The organism is Lactobacillus apis, assembly GCF_003150935.1.
GTDB lineage: Bacteria > Bacillota > Bacilli > Lactobacillales > Lactobacillaceae > Lactobacillus > Lactobacillus apis.
This window is the reverse complement of record NZ_CP029476.1, coordinates 1,068,514-1,084,061: the sequence shown is the minus strand read 5'-3', so window position 1 is coordinate 1,084,061 and position 15,548 is coordinate 1,068,514. Positions and strand designations below refer to the sequence as shown.

The 15,548-nt window shown below is 37.0% G+C and carries 15 protein-coding genes; 12 read left to right on the top strand and 3 right to left on the bottom strand.

Annotation, left to right across the window (positions count from 1 at the left end; all coding sequences use genetic code 11):
- Positions 1 to 18 precede the first annotated feature (18 nt).
- Genes DKL56_RS05225 through DKL56_RS05205 form a run of 5 tightly spaced genes read left to right on the top strand, consistent with a single transcriptional unit; the run spans position 19 to position 7,122 of the window.
- The gene (locus DKL56_RS05225) at positions 19 to 2,076 is read left to right on the top strand and encodes a PBP1A family penicillin-binding protein (protein WP_109715665.1); all 2,058 of its coding nucleotides are present in this window, start codon (positions 19 to 21) and stop codon (positions 2,074 to 2,076) included.
- 16 nt (positions 2,077 to 2,092) lie between these two features.
- Positions 2,093 to 2,443, top strand: a complete 351-nt coding sequence (locus DKL56_RS05220; RefSeq protein ID WP_046307319.1) for a YlbF family regulator — start codon at positions 2,093 to 2,095, stop codon at positions 2,441 to 2,443.
- 8 nt (positions 2,444 to 2,451) lie between these two features.
- Positions 2,452 to 3,669 carry a metallophosphoesterase family protein gene (locus tag DKL56_RS05215; RefSeq protein ID WP_109715664.1) on the top strand — a complete coding sequence of 406 codons (1,218 nt, stop codon included), beginning with the start codon at positions 2,452 to 2,454 and terminating at the stop codon, positions 3,667 to 3,669.
- Complete coding sequence (locus tag DKL56_RS05210) at positions 3,650 to 6,145, top strand: ATP-binding protein (protein WP_109715663.1); 2,496 nt, start codon at positions 3,650 to 3,652, stop codon at positions 6,143 to 6,145. The genes DKL56_RS05215 and DKL56_RS05210 overlap by 20 nt, the downstream gene beginning before the upstream one ends.
- The gene (locus DKL56_RS05205; protein WP_046307314.1) at positions 6,145 to 7,122 is read left to right on the top strand and encodes a 3'-5' exoribonuclease YhaM family protein; all 978 of its coding nucleotides are present in this window, start codon (positions 6,145 to 6,147) and stop codon (positions 7,120 to 7,122) included. The genes DKL56_RS05210 and DKL56_RS05205 overlap by 1 nt, the downstream gene beginning before the upstream one ends.
- A 43-nt stretch (positions 7,123 to 7,165) precedes the next feature.
- Here DKL56_RS05205 and DKL56_RS05200 read toward each other — a convergent pair whose 3' ends face one another.
- The 3 genes from DKL56_RS05200 to DKL56_RS05190 form a co-directional block, all read right to left on the bottom strand.
- Positions 7,166 to 8,065 (bottom strand): peptidylprolyl isomerase PrsA, encoded by a 900-nt coding sequence (locus DKL56_RS05200; protein ID WP_074425028.1) that lies wholly within the window; start codon positions 8,063 to 8,065, stop codon positions 7,166 to 7,168.
- 126 nt (positions 8,066 to 8,191) lie between these two features.
- Positions 8,192 to 8,518 carry a hypothetical protein gene (locus DKL56_RS05195; protein ID WP_109715662.1) on the bottom strand — a complete coding sequence of 109 codons (327 nt, stop codon included), beginning with the start codon at positions 8,516 to 8,518 and terminating at the stop codon, positions 8,192 to 8,194.
- 9 nt (positions 8,519 to 8,527) lie between these two features.
- Positions 8,528 to 8,959 carry an HIT family protein gene (locus DKL56_RS05190; RefSeq protein WP_109715661.1) on the bottom strand — a complete coding sequence of 144 codons (432 nt, stop codon included), beginning with the start codon at positions 8,957 to 8,959 and terminating at the stop codon, positions 8,528 to 8,530.
- Between the two features lie 90 nt (positions 8,960 to 9,049).
- On the opposite strand from DKL56_RS05190, the gene DKL56_RS05185 reads away from it, so the two are divergent.
- The 7 genes from DKL56_RS05185 (at position 9,050) to DKL56_RS05155 (ending at position 15,477) form a co-directional block, all read left to right on the top strand.
- A complete protein-coding gene (locus DKL56_RS05185) occupies positions 9,050 to 9,790 on the top strand; it encodes an ABC transporter ATP-binding protein (RefSeq protein ID WP_109715660.1) in 741 nt (246 codons plus the stop codon).
- Positions 9,783 to 10,982, top strand: a complete 1,200-nt coding sequence (locus tag DKL56_RS05180) for an ABC transporter permease (protein WP_109715659.1) — start codon at positions 9,783 to 9,785, stop codon at positions 10,980 to 10,982. The genes DKL56_RS05185 and DKL56_RS05180 overlap by 8 nt, the downstream gene beginning before the upstream one ends.
- A 2-nt stretch (positions 10,983 to 10,984) precedes the next feature.
- Positions 10,985 to 11,644 (top strand): tRNA (guanosine(46)-N7)-methyltransferase TrmB, encoded by a 660-nt coding sequence (gene trmB, locus DKL56_RS05175; RefSeq protein WP_109715658.1) that lies wholly within the window; start codon positions 10,985 to 10,987, stop codon positions 11,642 to 11,644.
- 36 nt (positions 11,645 to 11,680) lie between these two features.
- Positions 11,681 to 12,001, top strand: a complete 321-nt coding sequence (locus DKL56_RS05170) for a thioredoxin family protein (protein ID WP_109715657.1) — start codon at positions 11,681 to 11,683, stop codon at positions 11,999 to 12,001.
- Positions 12,002 to 12,022: 21 nt separating this feature from the next.
- Complete coding sequence (gene ytpR, locus DKL56_RS05165) at positions 12,023 to 12,670, top strand: YtpR family tRNA-binding protein (RefSeq protein WP_109715656.1); 648 nt, start codon at positions 12,023 to 12,025, stop codon at positions 12,668 to 12,670.
- Between the two features lie 165 nt (positions 12,671 to 12,835).
- Entirely contained in the window at positions 12,836 to 14,146 is a 1,311-nt protein-coding gene (murC, locus tag DKL56_RS05160; RefSeq protein ID WP_074425040.1) for a UDP-N-acetylmuramate--L-alanine ligase, read from the top strand.
- Between the two features lie 95 nt (positions 14,147 to 14,241).
- A complete protein-coding gene (locus tag DKL56_RS05155; RefSeq protein ID WP_109715655.1) occupies positions 14,242 to 15,477 on the top strand; it encodes an SLAP domain-containing protein in 1,236 nt (411 codons plus the stop codon).
- Positions 15,478 to 15,548: the final 71 nt, after the last annotated feature.

Here is a 15,548-nt window from a genome sequence, read left to right as displayed (position 1 = left end):
TCTAAAGGAGCAGATAAAATGGAAAATAATGAACCAAAGAAAAGTGGCTTAGCGGCCTTATGGTATCGCATTGATCACCGCTTTTATATCGGGCGCTGGATTATCTTAATCTTGCTCAGCATGACGCTTTTGGTTTGTACTTATTATACCGTCAAAGTTAAAACATCAAACATTTCAAATTTGAAGGCTTCATTGTCTACGACGACTGCTATTTATGATTATAAAGGTCAAAAAGCAGGAGCACTATATTCGCAAAAGGGTACTTTCGTAGAATATAACAAAATTTCGCCAAACGTAAAAAATGCTGTGATATCGACTGAAGACCGTACTTTCTGGAAAAATCCTGGCTTTAGTATTAAGGGAATGGGACGTGCGGCCTTAGGACTGGTCATTCACCATGGTCAAATTTCAGGTGGTGGTTCGACCTTAACGCAGCAGCTGGCCAAAAACGCTTTACTGACTCAGAGGCAGACTTTGTCGCGAAAAATCGAGGAGCTATTTTTTGCGGTTGAAATAACTCATGTATACTCCAAAAAAGATATTTTAACAATGTATCTTAATAATGCCTATTTTGGTAATGGGGTTTGGGGAGTCCAAGATGCTAGTAGAAAGTACTTTGGTAAAAACGCAAATGAGTTAACGGTCGGAGAAGGTGCAACCTTAGCAGGAATTTTACGTAATCCAAGTAATTATAACCCAATTGACCATATGAATTATTCTTTATCAAGACGGAACTTAGTCTTGGATTTAATGGTTGCAAACAACAAGTTGACATCTTCCCAAGCTAAGGTTGCAAAAAGCCAAAGCTTGGTTCTGCGTGATACTTATCACAACCAGGATGGCTATCGCTACCCGTACTTTTTTGATGCTGTTGTCGATGAGGCGATCAAACGCTATGGCTTAAAAGAAGAAGATGTTATGAATAAGGGGCTGCGTATCTACACGACGCTGAACCAAAATTATCAGGGACAACTCCAAGAAAAATTTAGCCAAGACTGGTTGTTCCCTCAAGGTTCAACTGATGGAACAAAGACGCAAGGCGCTAGTGTGGTAATGGATCCAGGTACTGGAGCAGTCAGGGCGGTCATTGGCGGACGTGGCAAGCATGTCTTTCGTGGCTATAACCGAGCTACCCAAATGAAGCGTCAGCCTGGCTCTTCAATTAAACCGATTGTGAGCTACGCACCTGCATTACAACAAGGCTATCATTATGACTCTCAGCTTTCTAATAAGTTGCAGCGTTTTGGTAAAAATGGTTATGAGCCGCATAACGTTGATAATGGCTATTCAAATAAAATTCCAATGTATGTTGCTTTAGCTCAAAGTAAAAACGTACCGGCAGTTTGGTTACTAGACCGGATTGGTGTGTCCAAAGGGGTACAATCAGCAAATAATTTTGGAATTAAAGTTCCAAAAGAAGATCAAAACCTAGCTTTAGCCCTAGGTGGTTTATCAACCGGTGTATCTCCACTACAGATGGCACGAGCATATTCTGCTTTTGCCAATAAAGGTAATTTGCCGAATAATTCATATTTCATTACTAAAATTACTGATGCAAGTGGTAACGTAATTGCCGAAAATCATGATACTGGCAGACACCGAATTATTTCTGAAAGTACAGCACGTGAAATGACAACAATGTTATTAGGTGTGTTTACCAATGGTACAGGAGCATCTGCTCAACCAGCTGGTTTTCGAGTTGCCGGGAAAACTGGTTCAACTGAGGTTCCAAATTCATACGGCTTTGGAACCAAGGATCAGTGGATTGTTGGTTATACGCCTGACGTAGTTGTTGCAACTTGGGTTGGTTACGATCGCACTAATAAGCAACATTTCATGCACGGTGTTTCAGAAACTGAAATCACTAGACTATACAAGGCAGAGATGGAAGGAATACTTCCTTATACTGCCCAGAACCAATTTACCGAACAAGCTCCTAAGCAAATTATCCAAAATAATGGTACTGGATCGGATTGGACAAACGGGTTGAATGATAAAATTCAAAAAGGTATAGGGTCAGCGGGAGAAAAGCTAAATGAATGGTATAATAACCTAAAGGGTCTTTTTGACCGATGATTAGGAGGACTAAAAAATGGTGAATATTTTCGATACGACCAATCAATTAGCATCCGAACTGCAAGAAATTGATGAATTTAGTGGTTTGAAAGAAGCAATTGAAGGTGTTAAGAATAACGCAGAAAGTAATGCACTTTTCAAGGAAATGGACAAGGTACAAAATGCGATTGTAATTGCCCAATCCAAAGGTGAAGACTTATCGCAAGAGCTTCAAGATGAATATAAAAACTTAAATGAAAAAGTACAACAAGATCCACAAATTTTGAACTTATTACAAGCAGAACAAGGTCTATATGGTACGATTGAAGAAGTACAGAAGATAATTACTCAGCCGATTAATGATCTGTATAAAGGTCTTAGAAATTAGTTAGACCAATGAAATTTATCCACTTAGCGGATGCGCATCTAGATAGTCCTTTTTTGGGGCTATCTTTTTTGCCATCTAAGAGCTCTTTACAAATACATCAGGCACCCAATAAATCGTTCACCAAGATTGTTGACTTGGCTTTAAAAGAAGACGTTGACCTAGTATTGATTGCGGGTGATACATTCGATAGTGCGCGTCCTAACCCAAGTACGCAGATTTTTTTCGCTGAGCAAATTGAACGGCTAACTAAGGCACAAATTCAAGTAGTCATGATTTTTGGTAATCATGATCACATGGCAGAAGCTGATTTGCTCGTTCCCGAAAGCCAGTATTTCAAGTTGCTTGGCGACGAAGAGAAAATCGAGTCTATTACTTGTCAAACCAAGACGGGCTTTACTTATGATGTAACGGGTTTTTCTTATTTAAATAATCACATCACGGAAGATAAGGCGAGCCAATTTCCTAGTAAAGCAGCGCATTACACCTTCGGACTAATGCATGCACAAGAAAAGACGAATCAAAGTGCCCAGGATGTTTATGCGCCTTTCAGCTTAACTGCTTTAAAAGACCTGAATTATGACTATTTTGCTTTAGGTCATATTCATCTTAGACAGGTTTTAGCTAAAGATCCGTGGATTGTATACTCTGGAAATATTCAAGGGCGCCACATTAACGAAACAGATAAAAAAGGCTGCTACTTGGGTGAAATTAATGAACAGACAAAGGAAACAACCATTCAGTTTGTTCAAACAGGTCCAATTGTGTGGCAGCAGCAAGTAATTAAGTTGAATTCTGAAGTTTCACAAACCGAATTGCAGAATCTAATTATCGATTCATTAAATCCAAATGAAACAACTTACTTTTGTCTGCAAATAAGCGGAGCGGAGTATTTAAATGATAAAGAGCGTGAGCTGATTCAGGAAAATGATTTTTGGCGCATGATTTCCAATCAATTAGATTATGATTCTCAATTAGTAGACGTTCGTCTTTCGGCGAATAGTCAGCTAAAAATCGCTGAAAGTGATCTTGCCTTTTTTAATCGAGCAGAAAAAGAGCTTTTTGCTACAGATGAATTTACTGAATTAAGTAAAGACTGGGCCAAAAAAGATGAACTCTCAAATCAACTGGAAAATGCTCCAGATTTTCTAAAGGAAGTGAAGGAACTGGCCGAGGTTAAACTGAATAGCAAGCTGAAAGGAATTAGCGATGAAGTTAAAGAAAATTAAAATTGTCAATTTTGGGCAGTTTTCTAATGTTACCTTTGACCTGTCCAGTCCTAAACTCAACGTTTTCTATGGTACGAACGAAGCTGGTAAAAGTACGGTAGTTGCCTTTATTAAGCAGATTATGTTTGGCTTTCATTTAAAAAAACAGAGTTCAACTTTTTTTGAAGATTACACACCTTTAGCGCGGGTCAGTCCGATGGGGGGCTCTTTATTTTTTGAAAACAATCAAGGAGATCTCTTTGAACTTGAGCGCTTATATGCTGGCGGTAAAGGACTTAAAGGAGGCACATTAACGGTAAAACTAAACGAGCAGATTGTTCCAGAAAGCGTCTTTTTCGAAGAAATCAAAAATATTGATGGCGACTTTTATGCGGATAGTTTTATTTTTAATCAAGACATGCTTGCTAAAGTTGAGAAAATTCAACAAACTGACCTCTTGGAACGAATCTATTATTTGGGAGCCTCAAACAGTGACCAGTTAATCGATTTAAGAGATGACTTTGCTAAAAAAGCTTCCGAAATCTTCAAAAAGATGGGGAGTAACCCGCCACTTAATGTTCTTTTTAACAAATTAAAGGATCAGCGAATTAAGGTTGATGAAGCTGAAAACGAGTTTAATGATTATCGCACTTTGAGTGAGCAAGAAAAAACACAAGTAAGTGCACTAGAAGAACAGGAGCGAGCTCTTCAAAAACTTCAGAGTGAGCAAGAGCAATTACGGCAGCTGCAAAACCAGGTTCCTAACTATCGCAAGCTAATTGAACTAGAGCAGGAAGTGGAACAAGTTAAATTTGATCCAGAAAAATATCAAGCTGCGCAAAGACTCGATTTAGAAGGCAAAAATCTTCAAAAAGAGCAAAGTGAGCTAGAACAACAACTCGCCAACTTTTCGTCTAATGATGAAAATCAGAATCCTTTGAAGTTGTTGGTACAAAAAAAGCCTGAAATATTGCAATGGCGCGCAGAAGACCGTGATTGCCAGCAGGACTTTCAGCAAGTTAGTCAGCAGCAGGAGCAATTACTCACTTTAAATCCAGACTTGCATCAAATCACCAATTTAACTCAGGCAGATATTATTCAATTACAAAATGATTTTGAAAAATTGCCAGCTTCTGAAGACAATACCTCTAGTTCTGAAAATTCTGTTGGTAAATACGCTGCGATTGGTTCAGGTTTAATCTTTGTTATCGGCATAATTCTGTTAGTTGCATCATCACCTCTAATCGGTGGTTTGGTCATGTTAATTGGCCTAGTCGGAGCTTGTTGGGGCATTGGCAAACAAAAGCAAGAAAAGCGTGTGCTCAACCAACAGGCTAAACAGGCGAAGCTGATTAAGGAACAAAGAATTACATTTTCACATAAGTATGGTCTTAATCCTGATCAGCTTGATCTTCATAGTTTGGTCAATGAATGGCGTCAATACCAAATGCTTGAGCAAAAAAAGCAGAATGATTTGCAGCATGAACGCGAGCTTAACGAGCAACTTGCAAAAATTGCAATGAAAATCAGTGCCACACTCGATCGCTCAATTGAACCTAGTTTTGAGGCCGTTATAGCTTCATTAGATGAACTTGAGAATCGGTTAGCGAACTCGCGGCACATAGCAGATCAAAGAATTGATCTGCAAAAGCGGCTGGCAAAAACTCAAGCTGAGTTGCATGATCTGAATTTACGGTTAAAGACGGCATTTGCTCAGGCACAGGTTCAAGATATGGCTGAATACCAAGCTTTGCAGGCTAAGAGTACTCGACAAGCCGAACTAAAAACTAAGATTTCTCTTTTGAAGGATAATCTTGGTGAAAATCTAGCTGAGATTAAGCAGCTTCAAGAAAGTGATCAACTTGCCAAAAAGCTAGAAACAGTCCAAATTAAAATTGACCAAAAGCAAGAAGTAATCAAGGAATTGCAAACCAAAGATGCCGAAACAAAGGTAAAAATGACCAATTTGGCGAATTCAAATGCCGTTTTTGCAGCCAAACAAGAATTAGCTAATACAGAAACTGAATTTAGAAACTTAAGTATTGAGTATCTAGCTAATTTAGCTGCTTCAAAGTGGATTTCACGCGCCTTAGACCTCGCTTCAAATGAGCGGTTCCCTAAAATGTTAAAGACAGCAAAAGAATATTTGCGACTATTAACAAATAATCGGTATAATAGTCTTAATATTGATAAGAAATTAACAGTTACTAGATTCGATGGTAAAAAGATTAAAGTACAATATTTGTCACGTGGCACATCTGAGCAGCTTTATTTTGCACTCAAGTTGGCTTTTGTTGAACAAATTAAAGATCAGATTAACTTGCCAATTTTAATTGACGACTCTTTTGTAAACTTTGATGATCAAAGAGTAAATCAAATTAAGCAGTTGTTGGGCCAGGTATCCGAGAATAATCAAGTACTTATTTTTACCGCACAAGCTGGATTAGTTGAAAAGTTACAGCTTAAGCCGCTAACTTTTACGAAAGGAACCGAGTAATGTATAAACACTTACTGGACTACAATGATGGCGAAGAATTAGAGGCGATTGTCTTAATTAAGAATTCCCAGTTAAGACATACTCAGAAGGGTAAATTATATTTGGCATTGTCTTTTGGTGATGCTTCTGGTGAAATTCGTGGAAATTATTGGGATGCAACTAATCAAGATGCTGCAACCTATAGTAGTGGCACAATCGTTGAATTGGACGGTAAGCGCGAAGAATATCAGGGACAGCCACAAATTAAGATTTATGGTTTGCGTGTGGTAGGACCTGAAGAGGGCTATGATCTAAATCAATTTGTTAAATCGGCGCCAGAAGAAATTTCTTCAATGAAAGATGAAATTAATCAGTATGTGTTTGAAATCCTAAATCCAACTTGGAATAGAATTGTGCGCTATTTATTGAAAAAATGGGACAAGCGCTTTTTTGATTATCCAGCAGGCAAGAGCAATCACCATGCGGTACGTGGCGGTCTGGCATATCATACACTGTCAATGTTAAGAGATGCTAAAGCAATTGCCGATAACTATTCGCAAGTTGACCGTTCGCTCTTATACGCTGGCTGCATTTTACATGATATGGGTAAAGTTTTGGAATTGTCTGGTCCAGTGGCAACCCAATATACTACGGAAGGTAACTTGATTGGTCATTTAGTTTTAATTGATGAGCAAATAATGCTTGCTGCAAGAGAACTAAATTTTGATCTTGAATCAGAAGACGTTTTGTTGTTACGCCACATGGTATTGTCGCACCACGGTAAATTTGAATATGGTTCACCAAAATTGCCGGCTTTATTAGAAGCTGAGTTATTACACAGAATTGATGACTTGGATGCATCGCTTTATGCAATAACGAACGCGCTGCAAAATACGCGTCCTGGTAATTTTACAGATAACATTATGAGCCAGGGTGGAAGACGCTTTTATCGGCCGAAGAATGATGAGGCGTTGACGAAGTTTAAAAAATTAGAGTAAAAAAAGAAGTTCATTTTCTAATGAACTTCTTTTTTATTGCTTTTTATTTCTTAGAATCTGAAGTAGAAACGTAAGATGATAAGACGTTCTTCAGGTCGTTATCCTTAATTGAAACATCAGCCTTCTTTAGAACAGTTGAAATAACACTACGCATTGTTTCCTGATCTTGGGACATTGAACGATAAATTTCATCATCAATTTCCTTCTTGTGAGAAGCAAATGTACCCTTAGCTGGGTGTTTAATCATTCTAATTACGTGGTAACCAGATTGAGATTTAACTGGGCTACTAGTAGTTTCGCCAGTCTTAAGTTTAAATGCTGCTTTCTTGAATGCAGGATCTAAAGTTGCATCAGTTGAATCAAATGCAGGAAGCTTACCTTCATCAGCCTTAGTACCAGGGTCTAATGAGTACTTCTTAACTAAGCTCTTGAAGCTCTTACCATTCTTTAATTCTTTAATGATGGTGTCAGCCTGTGATTTCTTAGAAACCAAGATGTGTTGAACAGTAACCTTAGGTTGATATTCTTTCCAAGCCTTGTCTTCTTGACTCTTGGAAATTTTCTTAACATCTTTTAATGCAGCTTCACTGAGCAAATTAGTCTTTAAGTTTTGCTTGAAACTTGAAACTGTCATGCCATTTTGTTGTAAAACGGCATTAAATTGAGAACCATATTGCTTTTTATAGCTGTTGAATTGTTTATCAACTTGTTTCTTAGAAACTTTACTACCATATTGTTGCTCTAAAACATGGTTAATAATCATGTTTGCAAGAGTAGTTTGACCCGCTTGTGATTTCTTCATTTCGTCGTAGTAATCATTTTGGGTAATCTTGCCACCCTTATAGGAAGCAACTGTTTTACCACCGTTAGAACAAGCAGTGGTTGATAGCGCAATACCAGCTACAGCAGCTACTGTAGCTAATTTTTTAATATATTTTTTCATAAAATATTTCTCCACATCCTTAATTAAATAAGTCACCGACAATTAATATAACATAAACTCGCAGAACAAGTTTTTAAATTTACAGAATTCATTCAAAAAACAAACTTTCTTTAACAATTTTTAGAATTATTTGTTCTTTGGTGTACTTTGAACTAGTTTATCAAGTTCTTGCTGTAAACTATCAACTATGCGAGAAACACTAAGTTGGTAATACTCAATTTCTTTTTCTACTTCAGTCATTCCCTGTTTAGCAATCGGCGTTGCATCTTTTAGTTCTTGTTGAGCGGTTTTTAAATCAGCGATAGCATTAGTCAGACTCGTAACATCATCTTTCACACCACTAAATTGCTTTTGAACTGGTTTAGCTAAGCGATTGCCATTTTTATCTTCAAAAAGAGAGAGGACCATCCCGAACCCTGCACCTACGGCAAGTCCTAGGCTAAAATGTTTCATTTTTTCTCCTTAAAATTGTGCTTTAATCTGATCAGCAATCTTCTGATAGTCATCAGGAGTGTATTTATCTTCATTATTCCGGGTGACAATTTTTAAACCATCACCTTCAAAGCGGGGAATGAAGTGAATATGTGAGTGCATTACAACTTGACTAGCACTTTCACCATTATTGGTGGTAACGTTCATTCCAGTTATCTTAGGATCGAATTTCTTAATTGCATTGGCAATTGCCGGAATGTACTTTAAGTATTTTTCTGCATCTTCGGCAGTATAATCAAATAAGTTTGTGAGATGTTTTTTGGGCACCATTAAGGTATGTCCTGGATTAACCTGTGATAAATCTAAAAAAGCTTTAACGTCATCATTTTCGAAAACGGTATAACTAGGAACTTCACCACGAATAATTTTGCAAAATAAACAGTCTTTATCTAATTCATCCATTTTTAAACCTCTTGATTTTGAAATTTAGTTTCCATTAATATCATGCTATCATATAAAATAAGTAAATTCACTAAAAGAAAGATAGGAATTATGGTTCTAAAAATAGAGCATTTGACTGGTGGCTACACTGGTGTGCCAGTCATTAACGATATTAATATTGAAATCAAACCAGGAGAAGCATTAGGCATTATTGGACTTAATGGTGCTGGAAAATCTACTACAATTAAACATATTTTAGGATTGTTACGTCCGCAAAAAGGGAAAATTAGTTTAAATGGAATAGAATTAACTAAACAACCAACTGAATTTAAGCGACAAATTGCTTATATTCCGGAGATACCAGTTTTATATCCTGAACTGACCTTAAAAGAGCATCTAGATTTAACAATTTTAAGCTATCAACTGGATGAAGATAAGGCTTGGCAAAGAGCGAATAAGCTGTTAACGATGTTCAGGTTGGAGGACAAGCTAGAGTGGTTACCAATTCATTTCTCCAAAGGGATGAAGCAAAAGGTGATGATTGTCACTGCATTTCTAGCAGATACACCTCTTTTAGTGATTGACGAACCATTTACTGGTCTGGACCCACTTGCTGTAGCTAATTTAATTGAACTGATTAAAGCAGCGATAAGTGACGGTAAAATGATTTTGATGTCGACTCATATCCTAGCTGATGCGGAGCAAGCAATTTCAAATTATGCGGTATTAAACAATGGTGTAATTGATGTTGTAGGTAATCTGACTGAGATTAGGCAGCATTATGGTCTAAACGATAGCGATTCTTTCGACAAGATTTACCAAATCTTAAATCAGGAGCAACGTCATGCGTGAGTTAGCTCAAAAAAGATTACGCAAAAATTTACAGCAGTCGCTTAAGTACTTGGTGTTAGTTTTTAATGATTTCTTTATTCTGGCTCTGATTTTTCTATTCGGCGCCTTAATGTTTTGGTACGCCCAGAGTATGAAAAAGATGCCAACCGGATTATGGTTTTACCGCCCGCTAGTTGGAGTAATTATTTGGTTGCCCTTAATTTCTGGAAAACTAGTAACTTTACTTGAGCCAGCTGATTTGCATTTTCTCTTACCGCAGGATAAGCAAATGCGTGACTATTTAAAACCAATGCTAAATTATAGCTTGATTGTACCCACAATTATTTTGGTACTTATTGCGGGAATCTTGTTTCCCTTCGCGACACTTAAAGCTGAAATATCTCCAGTAGCATATGTTGTACTTGCAGTAGTAGTTTTATTGGCAAAAGTTCTTCAGTTGAAATTAGAAGAATATAATTTATATTCGAGTCATAAGCTTTCATTGCCACTACTCAGCTTGCTACTTTTACTTGGCTTAATTTGCAGTGCCACTTGGACAATTTGTAGCTATATAGCTGTCATCTTGATTTTAGGTGCGCTTTTTATGCTTGCACAAAAGCAAAAAAATGTTGCTTTATTTGATTGGCAATATGCGGTTAACCAAGAACAAGATAGAAAAAATCGTGTTTATAGTGCCTTTAGCATGTTTACTGATGTAAAAGAAAAGAAAATCAGTATAAAGCGGCGTAAATATTTAGACTTTTTGTTACCAAAATCTTTGGCAAAAGAAGAACCAAATAAATTCCTATATCGTCGTTCTTTATTGCGTAATCCAGAATACCTTAATTTACTAGTAAGAATGACTGCATTTGCAATTTTAATCTCATGGCTAGTTCAGAACTGGCTTTGGGCGTTTGGTTTGTCATGCTTAGTTATTTTTCTGACCGTTTACCAGTTATTACCCTTAGTATCTGAATTTGATGATAACGTTATGTATCGAATTTATCCGATTGAACGCGAAAAAAGGGGCCAAGATTTAGTAGCAGTACTTAAATTGGCGCTAGGCCTGCAATGGCTTATTATTAGCTTGTCTTGGCTAATTATCTTACCAATTAGTTTGCAGCTAGCTGAGGCAATCCTCGGTCTATTAATTTTTAGTATAATTATTTTGTGGTTATACTTACCAATCAAAATCAAGAAAAGGAAGATTTAAAAGTGAGATTACGGAATAAGCCGTGGGCAGTTAAGTTGGTACAGGAGCATCCAGAAAGTGTATTAGACCGTCCTGATCCTGAAAAACAGATTGATTGGTCACAGCGTTTTGCAGACTGTTCCAGACCGTTGGAAATTGAAGTTGGTTCAGGCAAGGGACATTTTATTACCACTTTGGCTGAACAAAATCCCGATAAGAATTTTGTTGCACTTGAACTGCAAGTGACAGCTGCTGGAATGATTTTGCGAACGAAACTTGAAAAGAAGCTAGATAATTTACAAATTTTATGTGCTGATGCAGCAGATATTACGTCATTTTTCGCTGTAAATAGAGCTGATACGCTATACTTGAACTTCAGCGATCCATGGCCTAAAACAAAACATGAAAAACGGCGCTTAACTTATAAAACATTTTTAGAAAAATATAAAAAGATTTTGAAGCCTGAAGGTCAAATTGAGTTTAAGACTGATAACTCAGGATTATTCTCATATTCAGTCGCTAGCATGAACAATTATGGCATGCATTTTGACTTTGTCTCTGTTGATCTTCATCATGAAAATGAGGAGATTGTAGCAATGAACATTGAAACTGAATATGAGCACAAATTTGCTGCTAAAGGTAATCCAATTTACGCTCTTCATGCAGATTTTGGAGTAGAATAGATTAGATATTTATCTAGATGAGTGAGGCTTAATGATATGGAACAAATTAAAGAATTAAACAAAGAAAAACTATCAGAGATAACTAGAAGTGGCCGAGTAGTTTTAGAATTTTCAGCTGACTGGTGCCCTGATTGTCACTTTTTAGATCCATTTTTACCTGAAATTGAACAAGACTTTTCTGAAAGTAAGTTTTACCAAATTGACCGTGATGGTTCAATTGATGTGGCTAAAGAGTTAAACATTATGGGAATACCATCATTCGTGGTCTACCAAGATGGCGAAGAAATTGGTAGACTAGTTAATAAGGATCGTAAAACCAAAGACCAAGTTGAAGATTTTTTGCGGTCATTGGACTAAGTGAAAGAGGATTGAATTTTGATGATTACTAGTATTAATAAACGTAGCTATCCCAATACTTTGATTGTTATTTTAGGTCAAGATCAAGGTAAGAGTGAATATGAAGAAAGAGGTAATATTACTCGTATCACTGATGAAAAAGGGAACGTCACTGGCTTCAATTTTTTCAATGTTGATAAAGTTATTGATTACGATAAGTTACCAGACGGTCAAGTTAAATTATCCGATGCAGATTTAAGTGCATTGAATAAAGCATTAGCAGATGCCGGTTTTGCTGAGGAACTTGCATATGGTAAACCAACATTGGTTTACGGCTATGTTAAGACTTGTGATAAGCACCCTGATTCTGATCATTTACATGTCACTACAGTTGAAGTTGGTAACGGCGAAGAACATCAAATTGTTTGTGGTGCTCCTAATATTGCTCAAGGACAAAAGGTAGTTGTTGCCTTACCAGGAACTTTAATGCCTAACGGACAAATGATTTGGCCTGGTGAATTACGTCATGTTGATTCATACGGAATGATTTGTTCAGCACGTGAATTAGGCCTTGAACATGCTCCAGAAAAACGTGGCATCATGGTTTTACCAGATGATTTTCAAGTTGGAGACGAATTTGATGCTGCTAAATGTGATGAATTATTAGCTAGCGGTAAAATCAGCCTATAAATAAACATAAACTTCACGGTTAACGTGAAGTTTTTTTATGGTTAAAAACGTACAGCGGTAATTTGAGATTTATTTTTGTAATTAACTGTTTATTTGAACTCTGCTCTTTTTACTGCAACAATGGTAAAATAATAAACGATGAAAAATAGATTTTGGAGCTAAGATATGTTAGACAAGAACAAGCAAATTTGGTTTATTGGAATTAAGGGAACAGGAATGGCTGCCCTAGCATTATTACTTAATGATCTAGGTTATGAAGTGAGCGGTAGTGATATTGAAAAATATACATTCACGCAGGAACCACTCGCAAAAGCTGGGATTAAAATTGCTCCTTTTAGTGCTGACAATATCAAAACTGAAGGTCAAGTAATTGTTAAAGGGAATGCGTTCAAAAACGATAATGTTGAAGTTAAGGCTTGTGAGGACAAAGGGATTAGCTGGCAAAGCTATCCTGATACGGTTGAAGAAGTTGTTGCGATGCATACAAGTATTGGTGTTGCAGGAACTCATGGCAAGACCTCAACAACCGGAATTCTTGCTCGCGTAATGAGCGAAGCAGCGCTAACTTCATATCTAATTGGAGATGGTGAAGGAAAAGGAATCAAGAATTCACGCTTTTTTGTCTACGAAGCTGACGAATATCGCCGTCACTTTTTGGCCTACCATCCTGACTATCAGATTATGACAAATATTGATTTTGATCATCCTGACTACTTTAAGGATCAAGCAGATTATACTTCCGCCTTTCAAACTGCTGCAGATCAGACAAAAAAAGGTTTATTTGTTTGGGGTGGCAATGAACGTTTACGTGAACTCAAAACAGCAGTCCCTAAATATACTTACGGGTTTGAAGCTAATGATGATTTTCAAGCAGTAGACGTCAAGCGAACAACAGAAGGATCCACCTTCAGTGTTTTGGATCACGGTCAAATGATTGGTGAATTCACAATTCATTTGTTTGGCGATCATAATATCTTGAATGCAACGGCTGTTATTGCTGTTGCTCACACAGAGAAGATACCTTTGGAAGATATCAAGCAAGGGCTCCTTACGTATCAAGGTGCTAAACGCCGCTTTTCCGAAAAGGATTTTGGCGATATTAATATTATCGATGATTATGCTCACCACCCAACTGAAATGCGGGCAACGATTCAAGCAGCTAGACAGAAGTTTCCTGATAAGAGACTTGTAGTTGTCTTCCAACCGCATACTTTTTCGCGAACCAAGAAGTATGCACATGATTTTGAAGAAATTTTAAGTGGTGTTGATAAAGCATACGTTACCCCAATTTATGCTTCTGCCAGAGAAGCAAGTGGCGACATCTCGAGTGAGGATCTAGTAGCTAAGATTCCTGGATCCGAAGTAATCAACCTCGACAACATTGCTGACCTGGCTCAAAATAAAGACAGTGTGATTGTCTTTATGGGTGCAGGTGATATTCAAAAGTATGAAGACGCTTTGGAAAAATTAATTTAATTAAAAAATGGCCGTTACTTATTAGGTAATGGTCATTTTTATTTATTAAAGTCGTAAATAGTATTTAGGACTATAATTGATAATGAGGTGATATTATGAAGTTAAAGAAAAGAATTGCATTAGGTGCCATAGCAAGCGTTTTGGCGTTAGGATCTTTTGCAACAGTACGTCAAACAAATGAAGTGTTTGCAGCAACGACAACTACGAATACAATGAAATTAGTGCATGGCGCTTACGTTTATAATAAAAATGGTAAACGACTCAAGAGATTTCAGGGCAGTAGATACAAGACTCATTTGTATAAAGGAGCAACTGTAAAGTTTGCTGATAAGCTTGAATCTATCGAGCCCAATACTAAGCAGTACTTCCTTTTAGATGATGATAATTATCACCAAACATGGTTACCATATACTAAGATTGGCAAAAGCTATTATTACAATATAGGTTCTGGTGGTTATATTAATGCGGCCAATGTTGGCCAGATTAATCAAAAACCGCTTTATACTGCTGAAGCAACCGTTAAGGTAAAAACTCCTAATTCTTTTCCTGTTGGTCGCGGAAAAGACAGCATGATGATCAAGAATAAGCAAAATATCAAGGTAGATCGTACCACGTTAAAGCAGGAGGATCCATCTGCAGTTCCTTCTTACCGTATTAGTGGTACAAAGACTGGTTTTTTAGCAAAATCAGTTGTAGTAACTCCACCAAGACAGAAATTACTGACTTTTAGTGGTTATACCTATGTTTTAGTTAATGCCAGTATCAATACTTTTAACAATAAAGGTGAAGTTAGAGAAAACCAACAGCCACCATTTGAAGCCTATAGACCTTTTGGTAAAGGTGATAAACTACCAGTAGATGAATTACTTTATATTTGGTTACCAAAAGAAAATAAGGCTGAGTTGTTTTATCATTTGCTAGGTGATTCAGGTATGGGTGATATTGTTTACGTGGACAATTCTAATGATAATTTGAGCTATCTTAAAGCCGATGACTGTAAATATATCGGTGGGCCATTCTTGACACCAGTTAATACGCCTGAGCAGGCTAAAGCTGATACTCAGCTAGCAACAAGCACTGAAAAATCAGACTTGCAGAAACTAATTGATCAAGAAAATGTAGTTAAGAATTCAGAATCTTACAAGGAATTTAAACATGACGGTTATGATGCAGCGTTAGCAACTGCCAAAAAGCTTGTTGCTTCAGATACTGCAACTGTAATGGAAGTCAAACAAGCAACCTTTGTCCTAAAAGGACAGCAAGAAAAAGAATTGAAGTCGCCTGACGAACTTAGTCTTCTAGATTATGTAACCGATACGAAGCCATATTAGGTGTTGATTTAATAGTTTTTATTAAGCATTAGAAATTCTGTAGTTAGTTTATGAACCAAACTAAAAATTTT